A 20,160-nucleotide genomic window follows, 5' to 3' on the forward strand; every position below is an offset into this window, starting at 1 on the left:
CCCCGGCCCGGCGGTGAGCCACCGCGGACGGGGCGGCGGGGCGGCGCGCGACACCCGGCGGGTTCAGCGCAGCAGCCCGGCGTCCATCCCGGACGCCTCCGGGGGCAGCGCGACCAGTCCCAGCTCGGCCGGCGAGGCCAGCCTCGGATGGGCCGGCAGCACCCGGACGGTGTAGCCGAACGGACCGGTGCGGCAGAGCTCCAGGGAACCCTCGTACCTCGTCCGCCCGTCGAGGTCGGGCCCGCCGACCGGTTTGAGGGCGAGCAGGCAGCCGTCCGAGATCCGGTCCGACTCGTCGACCCGGCCGGAGACGGCCTGCACCTCGACGTCCGCGGGTTCCAGCGGACCGAGCGCGACCTGCACCCGCAACGCCAGCGAACTCCCCAGTTCCTGCGCCTCGTCCGGGCAGTCCGCCTCGACGTGCTCCACCCGGACGGCCGGCCAGCCCTCCCGGACCCTGGCCTTCCAGGCGGCCAGTTCACGCGCTCCGGCGTGCGGGACGGCGGTCGGCCCGGTCTCCAAGCCCCCCGCCTCACCGACGACGCCCGTCTCCGCCACCGCTCCGACGACCCCTGCCGCCCCGACGATCCCTGCCGTCCCGACGGCCGGGCCGGCCGCCGCCAGCTCGCGCTGGGCGACCGCCGCCGGGGCGTAGAGCCGCTCCACGTACTCGCGGACCATCCGGCCCGCCAGCACCTTGGGACCGAGGGTCACCAGGGTGTGCCGGACCATCGCGATCCACCGGTGCGGCAGCCCGTCGCCGCCCCGGTCGTAGAAGCGGGCGGCCACCTGCTCCTCGATCAGGTCGTACAGCGCGGCGGCCTCGATGTCGTCCCGCCGCTCGGCCTCCCGGCTCTCCGGATCGAGCACCCCGTCGCCGGTGTCGGCCGTGGGGATCGCCCAGCCGTTCTGGCCGTCGAACCACTCGTCCCACCAGCCGTCCAGCACGGACAGGTTGAGGCAGCCGTTGAGCGCCGCCTTCATCCCCGAGGTGCCGCAGGCCTCCAGCGGGCGGAGCGGGTTGTTGAGCCAGACGTCGCAGCCCGGGTAGAGGTGCCGGGCCATCGCCATGTCGTAGTCGGGCAGGAAGACGATCCGGTGCCGGACGGCCGGGTCGTCGGCGAAGGCCACCATCTGCTGGATCAGCCGCTTGCCGCCGTCGTCGGCCGGGTGGGCCTTGCCGGCCACCACGATCTGGACCGGCCGGGTCGGGTGCAGCAGCAGGGCGCGCAGGCGCTCCGGGTCGCGGAGCATCAGGGTGAGCCGCTTGTACGAGGGCACCCGGCGGGCGAACCCGATGGTGAGGACGTCCGGGTCGAGCACCGAGGCGACCCAGCCGAGTTCGGCCTCACCGGCGCCGCGCTGGCGCCAGGAGGCGCGCAGCCGGCGGCGGGCCTCGTCGACCAGCTGGGCGCGCAGGGTGCGGCGCAGCTCCCAGATCTCGGTGTTGCCGATCCGCTCCAGGCCGGTCCAGCGCTGGGTGTCGCCGGTGGTCATGGCCGCCTCGGCGCGGTCGGCGCCGATCTCGGCGGCGCCGAGCCGGACCACCGCCGGGTCGATCCAGGTCGCCGCGTGGACGCCGTTGGTGACGGAGGTGATCGGGACGTCGGCGGTGTCGAACCCTGGCCAGAGGCCGCTGAACATGGACCGGCTGACCTCGCCGTGCAGGGTGGAGACGCCGTTGGCGCGCTGGGCGAGCCGCAGACCCATGGCAGCCATGTTGAACAACTTGGGGTCGCCGCCGCGCCAGCTCTCGGCGCCGAGTGCGAGGACCTGCTCGACCGGGACGCCGGTCAGGGCGGTGTCCCCGCCGAAGTGCCGGGCGACCAGGTCGCGGTCGAACCGGTCGATGCCGGCCGGGACGGGCGTGTGGGTGGTGAAGAGGGTGCCGGCCCGGACCGATTCCAGGGCCGCCGCGAAGTCGAGTCCGGCGTCGGCGACGAGCTCGCGGATCCGCTCGACGCCGAGGAAGCCGGCATGGCCCTCGTTGGTGTGGAAGACCTCGGGGGCGGGGTGGCCGGTGAGCCGGCCGTAGGCGCGGACGGCGCGGACACCGCCGATCCCGAGCAGCATCTCCTGAAGGAGCCGGTGCTCGCTCCCGCCGCCGTAGAGGCGGTCGGTGACGTCGCGCTCGGCGGGCGAGTTGGCCTCGATGTCGGAGTCGAGCAGCAGCAGCGGGACGCGCCCGACCTGGGCCTTCCAGACGTGCGCGGCCAGGGTGCGGCCGCCGGGCAGCGCGAGGTCGATCCGGCAGGGGGTGCCGTCGGTCTCGCGGAGCAGGGTGACGGCCAGCTCGTCCGGGTCGAGCAGCGGGTAGCGCTCCTGCTGCCAGCCGTCCCGGTCGAGGGACTGCCGGAAGTAGCCGTGCCGGTAGAAGAGCCCGACGCCGATGATCGGGACGCCGAGGTCGCTCGCGGCCTTGAGGTGGTCCCCGGCGAGGATGCCGAGGCCGCCGGAGTACTGGGGCAGCGCGGCGGCGATGCCGTACTCGGGCGAGAAGTAGGCGACAGCGGCGGGCAGCGGGACGTCGGCCGCCTGCCCGGCCGACTGGTACCAGCGCGGGCCGGCCAGGTACTCCCGGAGGTCGTCGGCGAGGTCTCCGAGTCTGCGCAGGAAGCGCCGGTCGGTGGCGAGCGCGGCGAGCCGGGCGGCCGGGACCTCCCCGAGCAGTCGCACCGGGTCCTCGCCGGTCGCGGCCCAGACCTCCGGGTCCACGGACCGGAAGAGGTCCCTGGTCTCGGGGTGCCAGGACCAGCGCAGGTTGAGGGCCAGCTCGTGCAACGGCTGGAGTTGTTCGGGCAGGACGGTGCGGACGGTGAATCTGCGGATTGCCTTCACGGCGTGAAGCGTAGCCGCGGCCACTGGCATGATGGTGCGTCAGTTGGTCTATTCGACCTCCGTTCGGCCTATTGATGAGATCGCATTCGGCGCATTGGGCTGCACGGGGGGCGCACGAGGCGCACTTTTCCGGGGGCCGCGCCACCAATACGTGAACACGGCGGAAAAGATCCTTTTCCGGTGACGGTTCCGACCCCGATCACGCCCGAAACTACTGTCATACCGCTGCGAAAGTCGTGTCGCCGATGCGACGATGAGCCAAGGTCGTTGATGCTTCGGGGTGTGCGGAGACGGGTGGCGCTCCCCCGAGAAGCAGCACGTCCGAATCCTTTTCGCGTTGACCGTTCCCCTTCTTCCTTGGTCCATTCGGCGCTCACCGCGCACCGACGCGTGTCCTCGGACTCGGCCTGCTCGTTCACGGGTGGGTTGGGTCACCCAGGGGTGTGCCCCGAGAGGCGTGCGCCGGGACGCGCGCGGGCTCTCGGGGGTCCCGCCACGGGCTCGGCGGGAGCGGGGCAGGTTGCCGGGGACGGCGGCGCGGGCAGGCTTCCGGTCGCACGTCCTCCCCACCCAGCAGTCCTCCCGGTACTCCCCTGGCCCCGCCGGCCCGCGGGAGCTGCCGCCGATCTCGGGCAGGAGTTTGGCATGCACGGCGACACGCGGGACCAGTCCACACCGGTGGCCGACAGCCCCGACGCAGCGGTCGCGGAATCGTCCGGACGGATGGATTCTGACATCCGGACAGACGCGTCGATGCCGGGTCCCCGGGGAGCCGGGGCTATCCGTACGGAGCGAGCGGACGAACCGGCCCGACAACCCGGGGCCGAGGAGAGCCGACCCGCGGCACCGCGCAAGCGCACCACCACCACACGGCGCAGCGCGACCGCCGCCGAGCCCGCCACCGCGAAGGCCGGGACCGGCACCGAGCCGGTCGGCCGCGGCGCCGCGACACGCAAGCCCCCCGCCGGCAAACCCGTCACGAGCAAACCCGCCGCCCGCAAGCCCGCCGCCCGCAAGACGACAGAGAGCGACACCGTGATCGGCCGCATCCCCGTCCTGGACGTCAGCCCCCTCGTAGACGCCGGCCGCCGCCCGGCCAAGGCGGTGGCCGGCGAGACCTTCCTGGTCACCGCGACCGTCTTCCGCGAGGGCCACGACGCGGTCAACGCCAACGTGGTCCTGCGCGACCCGCGCGGCCGCAGCGGCCCGTGGACGCCGATGCGCGAGCTGGCCGAGGGCACCGACCGCTGGGGCGCGCACGTCACCCCGACCGCGCCGGGCCGCTGGTCGTACCTGGTGGAGGCGTGGTCCGACCCGGTCGCCACCTGGCGCCGGACGGCGTCGATCAAGCTGCCGGCCGGGATCGACACCGCGCTGGTCCTGGAGGAGGGCGCCCAGCTGCTGGAGCGGGCCGCCTCCGGGGTGCCGAAGAAGGACGGCCGGGCCCAGGTGCTGGCCGCGGTCGACGCGCTGCGCGACCCGGGTCTGCCGCCGCTCTCCCGGCTGGCCGCCGCGCTCGCCCCGGACGTCCAGGAGCTGCTGGCCCGGTTCCCGCTGCGCGAGCTGCTGAGCGCCTCCCGCCCGCTCCCGCTCCAGGTGGACCGGGAGCGGGCGCTGTTCGGCTCCTGGTACGAGTTCTTCCCCCGCTCGGAGGGGGCGGTGGTCGACCCGTCGGGCGTCGAGCCGCCGCGGTCCGGCAGTCTCCGGACGGCGGCCGAGCGGCTTCCGGCGGTCGCCGCGATGGGCTTCGACGTGGTCTACCTGCCGCCGGTCCACCCGATCGGGCGAGCCTTCCGCAAGGGGCCGGACAACACCCTGACGGCCGGTCCGCACGACGTCGGCTCGCCGTGGGCGATCGGCTCGCCGGAGGGCGGCCACGACGCCGTCCACCCGGACCTCGGCACCATCGAGGACTTCGACCACTTCGTGGCCGAGGCGGCGGCGCTGCACCTGGAGGTGGCGCTGGACTTCGCGCTGCAGTGCTCGCCGGACCACCCGTGGGTGAACAAGCACCCGGAATGGTTCAGCCACCGCACCGACGGCACCATCGCCTATGCCGAGAACCCGCCGAAAAAGTATCAGGATATTTATCCGATCAACTTCGACCAGGACATGGACGGAATCGTCAAGGAGACGATCCGGGTGCTCCGGTTCTGGATGGCCCACGGCGTGCGGATCTTCCGGGTCGACAACCCGCACACCAAGCCGGTGGCGTTCTGGGAGAAGGTGCTCGCCGACATCGCCCGCACCGACCCGGACGTGGTGTTCCTGGCCGAGGCGTTCACCCGCCCCGCGATGATGCACACCCTGGGGAAGATCGGTTTCCACCAGTCGTACACGTACTTCACCTGGCGCAACACCAAGCAGGAACTCATCGAGTACCTCACCGAACTCTCCGGTGACGCGGCCGCCTACATGCGGCCCAACTTCTTCCCCAACACGCCGGACATCCTGCACGACTTCCTCCAGCACGGCGGTCCGGCCGCGTTCGCGGTGCGCGCCGTACTGGCCGCCACCCTCTCCCCCAGCTACGGCGTGTACGCCGGCTACGAGCTGTACGAGAACGAGCCGGCACACCCCGGCTCCGAGGAGTACCTGCACTCGGAGAAGTACGAACTGCGCCCCCGGGACTGGAGCCGCACCGACACCCTCGCCCCGCTGCTCACCGTCCTGAACCGGCTGCGCCGCCGTCACCCGGCCCTCCAGCAGCTGCGTTCCCTGCGCTTCCACCCCACCGACAACGACCAGGTGCTCGCCTACTCCAAGACCGCCCTGACGCCCGACGGCCTCACCGACCACGTCATCACCGTGGTGAACCTGGACCCGCACCACGCCCAGGAGGCCACCGTCACCCTCGACGGGGAGGGGCCGTACGCGGTCCACGACGAGCTCACCGGCGCCGCCTACACCTGGGGCCGGCACAACTACGTCCGGCTCGATCCCTCAACCGAGCCGGCTCACCTCCTCACGGTTCGGAGGAACCCAGCGTGACAGTGAACGAGCCCGTTCCCGACACCTTCCCCGAGACCTCGAAGAAGAACCTGGACCCGGAATGGTTCAAGCGTGCGGTCTTCTACGAGGTGCTGGTGCGGTCCTTCCAGGACAGCAACGGCGACGGGGTCGGGGACCTCCGGGGGCTCACGTCCAAACTCGACTACCTGCAGTGGCTCGGGGTCGACTGCCTCTGGCTGCCGCCGTTCTTCGCCTCACCGCTGCGCGACGGCGGGTACGACGTGGCGGACTACAAGTCGGTCCTGCCCGAGTTCGGCGACCTCGCCGACTTCATGGAGTTCGTCGACGCCGCCCACCTGCGCGGCATGCGCGTGGTCATCGACTTCGTCATGAACCACACCAGCGACCAGCACCCGTGGTTCCAGGCCTCCCGGGAGGACCCGGACGGCCCGTACGGCGACTTCTACATGTGGGCCGACGACGACAAGCAGTACCCCGACGCCCGGATCATCTTCGTCGACACCGAGACCTCCAACTGGACCTACGACCCGGTGCGCAAGCAGTACTACTGGCACCGGTTCTTCTCGCACCAGCCGGACCTCAACTACGACAACCCGCGCGTCCAGGACGAGATGATCGCCGGGCTCCGGTTCTGGCTCGACCTCGGCATCGACGGCTTCCGGCTGGACGCGGTGCCGTACCTGTTCGCCCGCGAGGGCACCAACTGCGAGAACCTGCCGGAGACCCACGAGTTCCTCCAGCGGGTCCGCAAGGAGATCGACGCCAACTACCCGGACACCGTGCTGCTCGCCGAGGCCAACCAGTGGCCGGAGGACGTCGTCGACTACTTCGGCGACTTCGCCTCCGGCGGCGACGAGTGCCACATGGCGTTCCACTTCCCGGTGATGCCGCGGATCTTCATGGCGGTCCGCCGGGAGTCCCGGTACCCGGTCTCGGAGATCCTCGCCAAGACGCCGAGCATCCCGCGCGGCTGCCAGTGGGGCATCTTCCTGCGCAACCACGACGAGCTGACCCTGGAGATGGTCACCGACGAGGAGCGCGACTACATGTACGCGGAGTACGCCAAGGACCCGCGGATGCGCGCCAACGTGGGCATCCGCCGCCGGCTCGCCCCGCTGCTGGAGAACGACCGCAACCAGATCGAGCTGTTCACCGCGCTGCTGCTCTCCCTCCCCGGCTCGCCGGTGCTCTACTACGGGGACGAGATCGGCATGGGGGACAACATCTGGCTCGGCGACCGGGACGGCGTCCGGACCCCGATGCAGTGGACCCCGGACCGCAACGCGGGTTTCTCGTCCGCCGACCCGGGCAGGCTCAGTCTGCCGCCCATCATGGATCCGGTGTACGGCTACCAGGTGACCAACGTCGAAGCACAGCAGAGCAGTTCGAGTTCACTGCTGCACTGGACGCGTCGCATGATCGAGATCCGCAAGCTCAACCCGGCCTTCGGCCTCGGGACGTACACCGAACTGCCCTCCAGCAACCCCGCGGTGCTGGCCTTCGTCCGTGAGCACGAAGGGGACCTGGTCATGTGCGTGAACAACTTCTCGCGGTTCGCACAGCCGACCGAACTGGACCTGAGGCAGTTCGGAGGACGCTACCCGGTCGAGCTGATCGGCGGAGTGCGCTTCCCCTCGATCGGCGAGTGGCCGTACCTGCTCACCCTCGCCGGGCACGGCTTCTACTGGTTCCAGCTCCGCCGGCCCCCCCGGTTGAGCGGAACCAGGCATCCGAAGTAACGATCCGGCAGCCGCCGGAAGCTCATCGAACCCTCCGGGGGCGCGAGTTCGAACCCGCGCCCCCGGAGTTCTCTGCACCACCGCGTACGGAGAACAGCCCAACGGCCACCCACACGAAGGCGTGACACCCGGGCGCAACGCTCGCGTGCCGTCGCCGCCGCGCCGCCGCAATCCGGAAGACTGACGGACCCGGCCAGACCCGTCGGGCAGTCCGCCCGCCTCTTCCGGGGAAAGGGAGTCATGTCCGAAACCTCCCGTTCTCAAGCTCCACTGCACCGTGACACCCCCGCCGGCTCCGCCGTGCCGGTCGGCACGCGAGGCACCGGGGCCCGGAGAACCGCCCTGGGGGTCAGCGAACTCGTCCAGGCGGCTCTGCCCCTGATCGCCGAGTGGCTCCCCACCCAGCGCTGGTACGCCGGCAAGGGACGGCCGATCACCGGCCTCACCCCCCTCGTCGGCACCCCCCTCCAGGTCGGCGACCCCGCCCTGCTGCACCTGCTGCTCCGGGTCGAGCACGCCACCACCGCCGGCGCGCCGCACGGCGACCTGTACCAGCTGCTGCTCGGCATCCGCTCGCAGGGCCCGGCCGGCATCGAGCCGACCGCCGTCCTCGGCCGGCTCACCCAGGGCCCGTACGACGGTGCGGCCCTCTACGACGCCGTGCACGACCCCGAACTCACCGGTCGGCTGCTCGAACACCTCGCCACCGGCGACCGGTTCGGCTCGCTGTCGTTCCGCCGCACCCCCGGCTCCGGGCTTCCCACCAACCTCCCGGGCCGCGCCTCCACCGCCGAGCAGTCCAACAGCTCGGTCATCTACGGCACCTCCTACATCCTCAAGCTGTTCCGGCGCATCCACCCCGGCACCAACCCCGACCTCGAACTCTCGCTGGCGCTCTCCCGGGCCGGCTCGACCCGCATCCCCCGGGTCGCCGCCTGGTTCGAGAGCCGTCTGGAGCGCGCCGAGCCGGCCACCCTCGGGCTGCTCCAGCGCTACCTGCCCGAGGCCGAGGACGGCTGGGAGCTCGCGCTCGACCAGGTCGGCCGCCTCAAGGGCGACCCGTCCCCCGGCAACTTCGCCATCGAGGCCCACCGGCTCGGCCGGGCCACCGCCGAGGTCCACCGGGTACTGGCCCGCTCGATGCCCGTCGCCCGCCTCGACCGCGCGCAGACCCGACGGCTGGCCTCCGCGATGACCGACCGCCTCGACAGCGCGGTCGCCGCCGTCCCCGGGCTGATGCGCTACCGGGCCGCGCTGCGCTCCGCCTTCCAGCAGATGGCCGACGCCCACCCCGACGGCCTGCCGGTCCAGCGGATCCACGGCGACCTGCACCTCGGCCAGGCCATGCGCACCCCGCACGGCTGGGTGCTGCTCGACTTCGAGGGCGAACCCGCCAAGTCGGTGACCGAGCGGCGCGAACCGCAGACGGCGCTGCGGGACGTGGCAGCGATGCTCCGTTCCTTCGACTACGCCGCCGCCCACCTGCTCGCCGGCGGACCGTCCGACCCGGAACTGGCCCACCTCGCGGCCGCCTGGGCGCAGCGCAACCGCACCGCCTACAGCGCCGGCTACACCGCCGGCGGCGGCACCGACCCGGCCGCCTCCCCCGAACTGATGCGCGCCCTGGAGATCGACAAGGCGGTGTACGAGGTCGTGTACGAGGCCCGGCACCGGCCGAGCTGGCTGCCGATCCCGCTCGCCGCCATCAACCGCCTGGCGCTCACCGTCTGATCCCGCTCCGTCCGGCTCCGTCCGGCTCCACCTGTCGCCACCCGCTGTCCCCCGCTCCACCCGAGTCCACCCTCATCCGCCGGAACCAGCCGCCGGCGAGTTCACCGACGCCCCTCCGAACCCGCCGGCCCCGATCCAGGAGGTCCTCGCAGTGACGCCGCTCGACCCGCCAGGCCGCACCACCCGCACCGTGCCGGCCACCTTCCTGGCCGGCCCGGACTCCCCGCAGCGCGAGCCCGCGACCGCCCGGCGGGCCGAGCCGCGGCCGCCGGCCGTACCGGCCCCGGCCAACGCCGCCCCGGCCCCGGTCGGGGCCCCGGTCGCCGGCCCCGAGGCCCGCGACGCCCCCGCCGGCACCAGGACCGCCGCCGCGGCAGCCGGGGTCTCGGCCGGGCGCCCGGCCGACACCGGGACCACCGACCGGGCGGGTGCCGCCGCCGAGGCCGCCGCACCGTCCGGGGCACTGCGGCTGCCCGAGGCGCCGCTGCCGCCCGCCGAGGTCGACCGGCTGGTCGGCGGACAGCACCACGACCCGCACTCCCTGCTCGGCGCCCACCCCGTGCACGGCGGCACCGCCATCCGGGTGCTCCGCCCGTTCGCCGAACGCGTCGTCGTCGAGACCGCGCTCGGACCCGCCGAGCTCACCCACCAGCAGAGCGGCCTCTTCACCGGGCTGCTCCCCGGCGCCGGACCCGCCGCGTCGGACCCGGTCGACTACCGGCTGCTGGTCAGCTACCCGGGCATCGAGCCGATCCGCCAGCACGACGGCTACCGCACCCCGCCCACCCTCGGCGACCTCGACCTCCACCTGATCTCCGAGGGCCGGCACGAACAGCTCTGGCAGGCCCTCGGCTCCCACGTGCGCACCGTCGACGGGGTCGCCGGCACCGCCTTCGCCGTCTGGGCGCCGAACGCCGCCGGGGTCCGCCTGATCGGCGACTTCAACCACTGGGACGGCTCCGGCCACCCGATGCGCTCGCTCGGCTCCTCCGGCATCTGGGAGCTGTTCGTGCCCGGCCTCGGCGAGGGCACCCAGTACAAGTACGAGATCCGCACCCGGCAGGGCTGGATCCTCGACAAGGCGGATCCGCTCGCCCGCGCCGCGCAGATCCCGCCCGGCACCGCCTCGGTCGTCACCACCTCCGCCCACCGCTGGCAGGACGACGAGTGGATGGCCGGCCGGGCCCGCACCGCACACCACCGCGCCCCCATGTCGGTGTACGAGCTGCACCTGGCGTCCTGGCGCCCCGACCTCACCTCGTACCGCGCCATCGCCGAGGAACTCCCCGGGTACCTCAAGGAGTTGAACTTTTCCCACGTGGAGCTCATGCCGGTCATGGAGCACCCCTTCGGCGGCTCCTGGGGCTACCAGGTGTCCGGCTACTACGCGCCCACCGCCCGGCTCGGCACCCCCGACGACTTCCGGCACCTGGTCGACACCCTGCACCGGCACGGCATCGGCGTCATCGTCGACTGGGTGCCGGCGCACTTCCCCAAGGACGACTTCGCACTCGCCCGGTTCGACGGCGAGCCGCTGTACGAGCCCGCCGACCCGCTGCGTGCCGAGCACCCCGACTGGGGCACCCTGGAGTTCGACTACGGCCGCGTCGAGGTGCGCAACTTCCTCGTCGCCAACGCGGTCTACTGGTGCGAGGAGTTCCACATCGACGGCCTGCGGGTCGACGCCGTCGCCTCGATGCTCTACCTCGACTACTCGCGCGAGGGCGGCGCCTGGACCCCCAACCAGTACGGCGGGCGGGAGAACCTCGACGCGGCCTCGTTCCTCCAGGAGATGAACGCCACCGTCTACCGCCGCTGCCCCGGCGTCATCACCATCGCCGAGGAGTCCACCGCCTGGGACGGCGTCACCCGGCCCACCGACAGCGGCGGCCTCGGGTTCGGCCTCAAGTGGAACATGGGCTGGATGCACGACTCGCTGGTCTACATCGGCAAGGAACCGGTGCACCGCAGGTACCACCACAACGAGATCACCTTCTCGATGGTGTACGCCTACTCCGAGAACTACATCCTGCCGATCTCGCACGACGAGGTGGTGCACGGCAAGCAGGCCCTGGTCTCCAAGATGCCCGGCGACTGGTGGCAGCAGCGCGCCAACCACCGCGCCTACCTCGGCTTCATGTGGGCCCACCCGGGCAAGCAGCTCCTCTTCATGGGACAGGAGTTCGCCCAGGGCGCCGAGTGGGACCACGAGCAGGGCCCGCAGTGGTGGGTGCTCGACGAGCAGTGGCCCGCCCACCAGGACCACCTGGGCGTCCGCCGCCTCGTCCGCGACCTCAACCGCCGCTACCTCGACGCCCCCGCCCTCTGGGAGCTGGACACCACCCCGGCCGGCTTCCGCTGGCTCGACGGCGGCGCCGCCGAGGACAACCTGCTCTCGTTCGTCCGGTACGCCGCGGACGGCACCCCGCTGGTCGCCGTCTGCAACTTCTCCCCCGTGGTCCGCCACGGCCGCCGCGTCGGCCTGCCCGCCCTCGACGGCCGTGACCAGCTCTGGGAAGAGGTCCTCAACACCGACGCCGAGACCTACGGCGGCAGCGGCATCGCCAACTCCCGCCCCGTAAAGTCCGAGCCCGTCGAGTGGAACGGCCAGCCCCGCAGCGCCGAACTGGTCCTCCCCCCGCTCGCCACCCTCTGGCTGCGCCCCGTCTGACGCTCCCGGCGGGTGCCGGCCCGCGGGCCCGGCACCCGCCCCCGCGGCGCGGTCGCGCCCCGCGGCAGGGGCCGTTGTGCCTGGCGGCGGTGGCCCCTAGGCTCCCCCGGGCGGTTACTGATCGTCGGCGGCTGGGGGGCCTCGCGCGTGGCAACGTTCCTGGGGTGGGCCTACGTTCTGCTGCCCCCGGCCTGCTGGGCGGTGCTGGCGCGCACCCGCACGACCGGAGCGGCGGTCGGCGCCGTCCTCGCCGGCCTGGCGGCCGTCCCGGTCGGACTGGAACACGGCTGGTTCCACAGCCGGGCCACCGCCGAGTCCGAGGCCGGCTATCCGCTGGCCGCCGGCCTGGTCGTCCTGGCCGGTGCGCTGGTCGAGCGGCGGCGGTGCGGCCCCCGGCCGTCCCCGGAGTACAGCCGCCCGGTGGCCGTCGCGACCCTCGCCACCGCCGCCCACAGCCTGATCGGCCTCGTCATCGGCCTCCTCTACCAGCTGGCCGTCCACGAGCCGTACTCCCCCGCCCGGGCCGAGTTCTCGCTGCCGGCCGGACTCACCGTCGAACACGACAGCGGCGAGGATCCCCGCTGCGCCCTGCACTTCTGCGTCCGCGAACTCACCCTCGGCAGCCCCGAGGGCCTGCCCGGCTCCGAGGTGGGCCGCCGGGTGCGCGAACGGCTCGCCGCCGACGGCTGGCGGCCCGGACCGAACGACACCCTCCGCCGCCGGCACGGCTGGCTGCTGGACAAGCGGGTGACCGTGCTCCGCCTCGACGAGCTCGACCGGGGAGCCGTGGTCGAACTCGTCGGCCCGGACCGCTTCTCGCCCCTGTGACCTTCGACCCTTGCCGGGGTACGACCACTCTGCTCGCGGACGGGCGTTCAGGGTGCGAAGGTATGGTCGATATGACCACTTTCTGAGACGACGGGACGGAGAGAGCCACGTGGCGCGCAGCGTGTACGTGACCGGGATCGACCGGGGGGACGGGCGACAGGCGGTGGAGCTCGGGGTCATGGAGCTGCTCACCCGCCAGGTGGACCGGGTCGGGGTGTTCCGTCCGCTGGTACACGCGCACGCGCCCGTGGGAGCGGCTTCCGGCCGCCCGGCCGGGGGAGGGCCCGGGTCGGACCACGTGGTCGAGCTGCTGCGGGCCCGGTACCGGCTGGACCTGCCGGCCGGCGAGCTGTACGGGCTGACGTACGAGGAGGCCGCCGCGCTCCAGGCCGCCCAGGGACAGGACGAGCTGGTCTCGGTCCTGGTGGACCGGTTCCGGGCACTGGAGCGGCGCTGCCAGGCCGTACTGGTGCTGGGCACCGACTTCGCGGACACCAACATCCCGGACGAGCTGGCCTTCAACGCCCGGCTCGCCAACGAGTTCGGCGCCGCCGTCCTGCCGGTGGTCGGCGGGCACGGCGAGGACGCCGCCACCGTGGTCGCCGAGGTCCGCAACGCCCACCGGGCCTACACCGACCTGGGCTGCGAGACCCTGGCGATGGTCGCCAACCGGGTCGCGCCGGGCGCCAAGCAGCCGGTCCAGCGCAAGCTCACCGAGAAGCTGCCGATCCCCGCGTACGTCATCCCCGAGGAGCCGGCGCTGGCCGCGCCGACCGTCGCCCAGCTGGTCGAGGCGACCGGCGCCGAGGTGCTGATCGGGGACGCCGCGGGCCTGGCCCGGGACGTCCGCGGCTTCGTCTTCGGCGGCGCCATGCTGCCGACCTTCCTCGACGCGCTGACCGAGGGCGCCCTGGTGGTCACCCCCGGGGACCGCGCCGACCTGGTGATCGGCTCGCTGGCCGCGCACGCCGCCGGCGCGCCGCCGATCGCCGGCGTGCTGCTCACCCTCGGCCAGCACCCGGGGCCGAACGTGATGGCACTCGCCGCGCGGCTGGCCCCCGGCACCCCGGTCGCGGTCGTGCCGGAGGGCAGCTGGCTCACCGCCGCCGCGCTCACCCACCTGGAGGGCAAGCTCTCCGCAGCCAGCCCGCGGAAGGCCGACCTCGCCCTCGGCCTTTTCGAACTGCACGTGGACACGGCCGAGTTGACCAACCTGATCGAGGTCGGCCGGTCCGAGCGGGTGACCCCGATGATGTTCGAGCACGCGCTGCTGGAGCGGGCCCGGGGCGCCCGCCGGCACGTCGTGCTGCCGGAGGGCACCGAGGAACGGGTGCTGCGCGCCGCCGAGATCCTGCTCCGCCGCAACATCTGCGACCTCACCCTGCTCGGCGAGGTCGACGCCGTCCGCCGCAAGGCCGCGGGCCTGAGCATCGACCTCCCGGCCGAGAACCCGGCCGCCGACCGCGCCCAGGTCCGGATCGTCGACCCGACCACCAGCCCGCTGCGCCGCCAGTTCGCCGAGCTGTACGCGAAGCTGCGGGCGCACAAGGGGATGACCGTCGAACTGGCCCTGGACGTGGTCACCGACGTCTCCTACTTCGGCACCCTGATGGTCCAGGAGGGCATCGCCGACGGCATGGTCTCCGGCGCGGTGCACTCCACCGCGGCCACCATCCGGCCCGCCTTCGAGGTGATTAAGACCTCGCCGGGCGCGGCCATCGTGTCGAGCGTCTTCTTCATGTGCCTGGCCGACAAGGTGCTGGTGTACGGCGACTGCGCCGTCAACCCGGACCCGGACGCCCAGCAGCTGGCCGACATCGCCATCCAGTCGGCCGCCACCGCCGCCCAGTTCGGCGTCGAGCCGCGGGTCGCGATGCTGTCCTACTCGACCGGCACCTCCGGCTCGGGCGCGGACGTCGACAAGGTCCGCAAGGCCACCGAACTCGTCCGCGAGCTGCGCCCGGACATCCTGGTCGAGGGGCCGATCCAGTACGACGCGGCGGTCGACGCCCACGTCGCGGCCACCAAGCTGCCGGGGTCCGAGGTGGCCGGCCGGGCCACCGTGCTGATCTTCCCGGACCTCAACACCGGCAACAACACCTACAAGGCCGTCCAGCGCTCGGCCGGCGCGGTCGCCGTCGGCCCGGTGCTCCAGGGGCTCCGCAAGCCGGTCAACGACCTCTCGCGCGGCGCGCTGGTGCAGGACATCGTCAACACGGTGGCGATCACCGCCATCCAGTCCCAGGAACGCCGCGAAGGAGCAACGGCATGAGTGAAGGTACCCGCGTCCTGGTGCTGAACGCCGGCTCCTCGTCGGTCAAGTACCAGCTGATCGACATGCTGGACGGCGCCCGGCTGGCCTCCGGGCTGGTCGAGCGGATCGGCGAGGCCGGCGGCCGGCTGGTGCACACCCCGCGCGGCGGCGCCGAGCGGGAGAGCGTCCAGGCCTTCCCCGACCACGGCGCGGGGCTGAAGGCGGTCGCCGAGGAGCTGGCCGCCGACGGCCTCGGGCTGGACTCCCCGGAGCTGGCCGCGATCGGCCACCGGGTGGTGCACGGCGGCCTGCGGTTCACCGAGCCGACCGTGGTCACCGACGACGTGCTCCGGGAGATCCGCCGGCTGATCCCGGTCGCCCCGCTGCACAACCCGGCCAACATCACCGGCATCGAGGTGGCCCGCGCGCTGCGGCCCGACCTGCCCCAGGTCGCCGTGTTCGACACGGCCTTCCACGCCTCGATGCCGGAGCACGCCGCCCGGTACGCGGTGGACAAGGAGGTCGCCGACCGGCACCGGGTGCGCCGCTACGGCTTCCACGGCACCTCGCACCAGTACGTCTCGCGGGCCACCGCGCGGCTGCTCGGCAAGGACCCGGCCGAGGTGAACGTGATCGTGCTGCACCTGGGCAACGGCGCCTCGGCGTCGGCGGTCGCGGGCGGCCGGTGCGTGGACACCTCGATGGGGCTGACCCCGCTGGAGGGCCTGGTGATGGGCACTCGTTCGGGTGATATCGATGCGGGCGTGGTCTTCCACCTGCACCGGGTCGGCGGGCTCTCGATCGACGAGATCGACGACCTGCTCAACCGTCGCAGCGGCCTGCTGGGCCTGTGCGGCGACAACGACATGCGCGAGATCATGCGCCGCTCGGAGGAGGGCGACGAGGACGCGCGGCTGGCGTTCGACGCCTACATCCACCGGCTGCGCAAGTACATCGGCGGCTACTACGCGGTGCTCGGCCGGGTGGACGCGATCGCCTTCACGGCGGGTGTCGGGGAGAACGCGGCACCGGTCCGGGCGGCCGCCACGGCCGGCCTGGACGGGCTGGGCATCGCGGTCGACCCGGAACTCAACTCGGTACGCTCGCGCGAGCCCCGGCTGATCTCCCCCGAGTACGCACGGGTGGCGGTCGCCGTCGTGCCCACCGACGAGGAGTTGGAGATCGCCCGGCAGGCCTTCGCCCTGGTGCACCGGTCGTCCGAAAACTGACCCCCCGTCGTCTCGCTCCCCGGAATCCTTCGTCGGCGATTCCTCTCGATTCGGGCCGAATGCACCTATAACACGAACGGATAGACTGATCGATATGCGCCGAGCGAAAATTGTCTGCACCCTGGGTCCGGCGACGGACTCCTACGAACAGCTGAAGGCCATCGTCGAGGCGGGCATGAACGTCGCCCGACTGAACATGAGCCACGGCACCCACGCGGACCACGAGGAGCGGTACCGCAAGGTCCGCCAGGTCTCGGAGGACACCGGCAAGGCCATCGGCGTCCTGGCCGACCTCCAGGGTCCCAAGATCCGTCTGGCGACCTTCGCCAACGGCCCGGTGACCGTCGACAACGGCGACGAGTTCACCATCACCACCGAGGACGTCCCCGGTGACCAGCACATCTGCGGGACCACGTACAAGGGCCTGCCCGGCGACGTCAAGGCCGGCGACCCGATCCTGATCAACGACGGCGTCATCGCCCTGGAGGTCGTCAGCGTCGACGGCCCGCGGGTGCGGACCGTGGTCGTCGAGGGCGGCGTGCTCTCGAACAACAAGGGCATCAACCTTCCCGGCGCGGCCGTCAACGTGCCCGCGCTGTCCGAGAAGGACAAGGACGACCTGCGCTTCGCGCTGGAGCTGGGCGTCGACATGGTCGCCCTCTCGTTCGTCCGCAACGCGGCCGACGTCAAGGACGTCCACGAGGTCATGGACGCGGTCGGCATCCGGGTGCCGGTCATCGCCAAGATCGAGAAGCCGCAGGCCGTCGAGGCCATGGAGGAGATCGTCCTCGCCTTCGACGCCATCATGGTCGCCCGCGGTGACCTGGCCGTCGAGTACCCGCTGGAGCGGGTGCCGCTGGTCCAGAAGCAGCTCATCACGCTGGCCCGCCGGAACGCCAAGCCCGTCATCGTCGCCACCCAGATGATGGAGTCGATGATCCACGCCTCGCGCCCGACCCGCGCCGAGGTCTCCGACGTCGCCAACGCCATCCTGGACGGCACCGACGCGGTCATGCTCTCCGCCGAGTCCAGCGTGGGCAAGTACCCGATCGAGACCGTCCGCACCATGAGCCGGATCTGCGAGAAGGCCGAGGAGGAGCTGCTCTCCCAGGGTCTCCAGCCGCTCAACCCGGGCCGCAAGCCGCGCACCCAGGGCGGCTCGATCGCCCGCGCCGCGTGCGAGCTGGGCGACTTCCTCAACGGCAAGGCGCTGGTCGCGTTCACCAAGTCCGGTGACACCGCGCGCCGGCTCTCCCGGTACCGCTCGCCGATCCCGGTGATCGCGTTCACCCCGGACAACGCCACCCGCAACCAGCTCTCGCTGAGCTGGGGCGTCGAGGCCCACGTGACCGAGCAGGTCGGCTCGACCGACGAGATGGTGGCCCAGGTCGACGGCGAACTGCTCCGCATCGGCGAGCTGGCCGAGGGCGACACCGTCATCGTCACCGCCGGCTCCCCGCCCGGCGTCCCCGGCAACACCAACATGGTCCAGGTCCACCACCTCGGTACCCGCAGCGACAAGTAGTCCCCCGCACGACGCCCGTGGGGCGGCTCCTCCGGTCGGAGGGGCCGCCCCACGGGCGTTCGGTGCCGGTGTCCGGGCCGGAGCCCGCCCGGGGCTACTTCGCGTTGCCCACGTACGGGGTGTCGTCGTTGTAGAGCTGCATACCGGGGATCGTCAGGGTGCCGCCGAACTGACCGGCCTGGACGGCGGTGACGCCGGTCAGCTCCAGCCAGAGCGGCAGTTGGAGCTGACCTATCAGGTCGTACAGCCACTGTGGCAGGGGCCCGTCCGGCGTGAGGGTGAGCTCCCCCAGGTCGATCGGGATCGGCAGGCCCAGCACCTTGGACAGGTGGCCGGAGAGCCGCTCCACGTACATGGTGACGGTGCCGCTGCGCATGGTCGAGACCGAGCCGGGCGCGCCCTTGACGTGGAAGGTCTTGTCGTTGCCCTCCAGCGTCGACATGTGCAGGTTCTCGATGTCGACGCTCTCGACCTCGAACTTCAGCACCCGCTTGGTGCCGGTGGGCGTCTGGACGTTGACCACACCGAGCAGCACCGCGTGGTTCAGCACCAGCCGGGAGGTCTGCAGGGTCCAGTTCTGGTCCGGGACGAGGATCGGGTTGTCCGGCGGCTTGCCGGCCGGGTTGAGCGCCTTGGTGTCGACCAGGCAGTTCGGGTCCTTGGTCGGCGTGGCCGAGGCCGAACCGGAGGGCGTCGGGGTACCCGGCGCGGAGGACCTGGCCGGGGCCGACGGCGAGGAGCTCGCCCCGGAGCCCGCGGAGGAACCGGCGGTGGGCTTGGTGGAGGACTTGGTGGAGGGCTTGGTGGAGGGCTTGGCGGAGGCCGAACCGCTCGGTGCTCCGGACGGTGCTCCGGACGGGGTGCCGCTCGGGACACCGCTCGCCGTACCGCTCGGGGTGACGGGCGCAGGCGCGGTGGCGGTCGGCGCCGGTGCGGTCGGGGCGGGTCCGGTCGGCGAGGGCGCGGGAGCGGCCGGGGCCACCGCGTGGACACCGGCGGACGGCGCCGCGGTCGGGCTCGGCGCACCGCCCGGGCGGACGAGGTCGATGACGCCCCCGACGATGTCGTCGATGAGCCCGGCCCGGGTGGCCCCGCCCGCGGTGCCGGCGGTCGCGGCCGGCGGCGGGGTCGCGGCCTTCGGCTGAGGTGCCGACGGCGCGGCACTCGTCGCCGCGGCGGTCGGCGCGGCAGTCGGCGGGACGGCCGTCGGGACGGCCGTCGTGGGGACGGCGGGCGTGGGGACGGCCGTCGGGGCCGTGGCCGGCACACTCGCCGGTGGAGTCGCCGGGGCGGTCGTCGGGGCGGTCGCCTCGGGAAGCGGGACCGACGGGCCCGGGATCGGCGGCGGCAGCTCGCTCTTCGGGACGGGCGTCTCGGCCACCTTCGGCGGCAGCGGCGCGGCGTCCGGCGCGGTGGCGCACGGCTTGCTCGCCGAGGTCTCGGCGATGGCCGAGCCCGGCGTGTAGGCGGCGGCCATCAGCAGGGCGGTCGGTACCGCGGCCATCGCCAGCGCGCGGCCGCGCAGGCGGATCCGGACGGGTGTCCGGGGCGCCGCGTGCCGGGCGGAGCGCGGGGCGGGAACGACGGGATCCCCCTGCCGCTCGTCGGGCTCGGTCACCGAACCTCCTTGGGCTCGCCGGCCTGCGGCGGAACGGTTCCCTCGGCGGCGGGCCCGGCCGGGCCCCCGACCGACGGTTCGCCCTGGGCGGGGACGGCCGGGAGCGGCGCGGTGGCGGCCTCGGCGTCGGTCCCCTCGGCGGCGAACGCCCCGGCGGCAGCCGTCCCGGTGGCGGTCCTCTCGGCGACGCCCTGGTCGGCACCCGGGTCGACGGCCTCGACCGCCGCCTCCGGCACCGGCGCCCAGGCCATCATCAGCCCGCCGCCGATGAGCCCGGGCAGCAGGGCCAGGCCGAAGCCGGCCAGGTTCGAGACCGGGATCGAGACGAGGATGAGCAGCGTGGTGGCGACGCCCGCGAAGATCCGCACGGCGGGCTGGAACCAGGCGGTGAAGCCGAGCAGGATCAGCAGCACGCCGATGATCAGCGAACCGGCGCCCGCCGTGGTCGACATGGCGATGGTGACGCCGCCCAGCGACAGGTTCGCATAGGGGAAGTACAGGATCGGGACGCCGGCGATCATGGCCAGCAGACCGCCCCAGAAGGGCCGGGTACGGCGGAATTCGCGGAAGTTCCGCCAGAGCCATCCGACCGGGTTCCGGTGTTCGGGCCGAGCGTCGGCCGTTGCGCTGGACATGGTGCAGCTCCTCGATGTCTCTACGAGGGAGAAACAGTGGCGTGGGGCCCGGGGGGGGGGCTGGCCCCCGCCCCCCACCCCCACCGGCCACCCCCCCCCCACCCGCCCAGCCAGGCGGC

Annotated in this window: 11 protein-coding genes; 8 read left to right on the forward strand and 3 right to left on the reverse strand. The window is 72.9% G+C overall.

Going from position 1 to position 20,160, the window contains the following annotated elements:
* Positions 1-63: 63 nt before the first annotated feature.
* Complete coding sequence (glgP, locus tag ACFWOG_RS11750; RefSeq protein ID WP_380357195.1) at positions 64-2,838, reverse strand: alpha-glucan family phosphorylase; 2,775 nt, start codon at positions 2,836-2,838, stop codon at positions 64-66.
* 1,035 nt (positions 2,839-3,873) lie between these two features.
* Here glgP and ACFWOG_RS11755 point away from each other — a divergent pair.
* From ACFWOG_RS11755 to pyk, 8 genes are all read left to right on the forward strand, one after another.
* Entirely contained in the window at positions 3,874-5,829 is a 1,956-nt protein-coding gene (locus ACFWOG_RS11755; protein ID WP_355409016.1) for an alpha-1,4-glucan--maltose-1-phosphate maltosyltransferase, read from the forward strand.
* Positions 5,826-7,550: a maltose alpha-D-glucosyltransferase gene (treS, locus tag ACFWOG_RS11760; RefSeq protein WP_329882976.1), complete on the forward strand. Its 1,725-nt coding sequence runs from the start codon at positions 5,826-5,828 to the stop codon at positions 7,548-7,550. Before ACFWOG_RS11755 ends, treS begins: the two co-directional genes overlap by 4 nt.
* Positions 7,551-7,790: 240 nt before the next feature.
* Positions 7,791-9,281 (forward strand): phosphotransferase, encoded by a 1,491-nt coding sequence (locus ACFWOG_RS11765; protein WP_380357199.1) that lies wholly within the window; start codon positions 7,791-7,793, stop codon positions 9,279-9,281.
* Positions 9,282-9,432: 151 nt separating this feature from the next.
* Positions 9,433-11,952, forward strand: coding sequence for a 1,4-alpha-glucan branching enzyme (glgB, locus tag ACFWOG_RS11770; RefSeq protein ID WP_380357203.1), 2,520 nt, complete (start codon positions 9,433-9,435; stop codon positions 11,950-11,952).
* A gap of 147 nt (positions 11,953-12,099) precedes the next feature.
* Positions 12,100-12,780: a hypothetical protein gene (locus tag ACFWOG_RS11775; RefSeq protein ID WP_380357205.1), complete on the forward strand. Its 681-nt coding sequence runs from the start codon at positions 12,100-12,102 to the stop codon at positions 12,778-12,780.
* Between the two features lie 109 nt (positions 12,781-12,889).
* On the forward strand, positions 12,890-15,052 hold the full coding sequence (gene pta / locus ACFWOG_RS11780; protein WP_380357208.1) for a phosphate acetyltransferase: 2,163 nt from the start codon (positions 12,890-12,892) through the stop codon (positions 15,050-15,052).
* Positions 15,049-16,263 carry an acetate kinase gene (locus ACFWOG_RS11785; RefSeq protein WP_329952206.1) on the forward strand — a complete coding sequence of 405 codons (1,215 nt, stop codon included), beginning with the start codon at positions 15,049-15,051 and terminating at the stop codon, positions 16,261-16,263. Before pta ends, ACFWOG_RS11785 begins: the two co-directional genes overlap by 4 nt.
* 94 nt (positions 16,264-16,357) lie before the next feature.
* Entirely contained in the window at positions 16,358-17,788 is a 1,431-nt protein-coding gene (gene pyk / locus ACFWOG_RS11790; protein ID WP_355408526.1) for a pyruvate kinase, read from the forward strand.
* Positions 17,789-17,882: 94 nt separating this feature from the next.
* Here the strand turns inward: pyk and ACFWOG_RS11795 are convergent, their stop codons facing one another.
* Together ACFWOG_RS11795 and ACFWOG_RS11800 are read right to left on the reverse strand one after the other, a co-directional pair.
* Entirely contained in the window at positions 17,883-19,406 is a 1,524-nt protein-coding gene (locus tag ACFWOG_RS11795) for a hypothetical protein (protein WP_380357212.1), read from the reverse strand.
* A complete protein-coding gene (locus ACFWOG_RS11800) occupies positions 19,403-20,041 on the reverse strand; it encodes a DUF6114 domain-containing protein (protein ID WP_380357215.1) in 639 nt (212 codons plus the stop codon). The genes ACFWOG_RS11795 and ACFWOG_RS11800 overlap by 4 nt, the downstream gene beginning before the upstream one ends.
* Positions 20,042-20,160 lie beyond the last annotated feature (119 nt).

Source organism: Kitasatospora sp. NPDC058406 (assembly GCF_042722765.1).
GTDB lineage: Bacteria > Actinomycetota > Actinomycetes > Streptomycetales > Streptomycetaceae > Kitasatospora.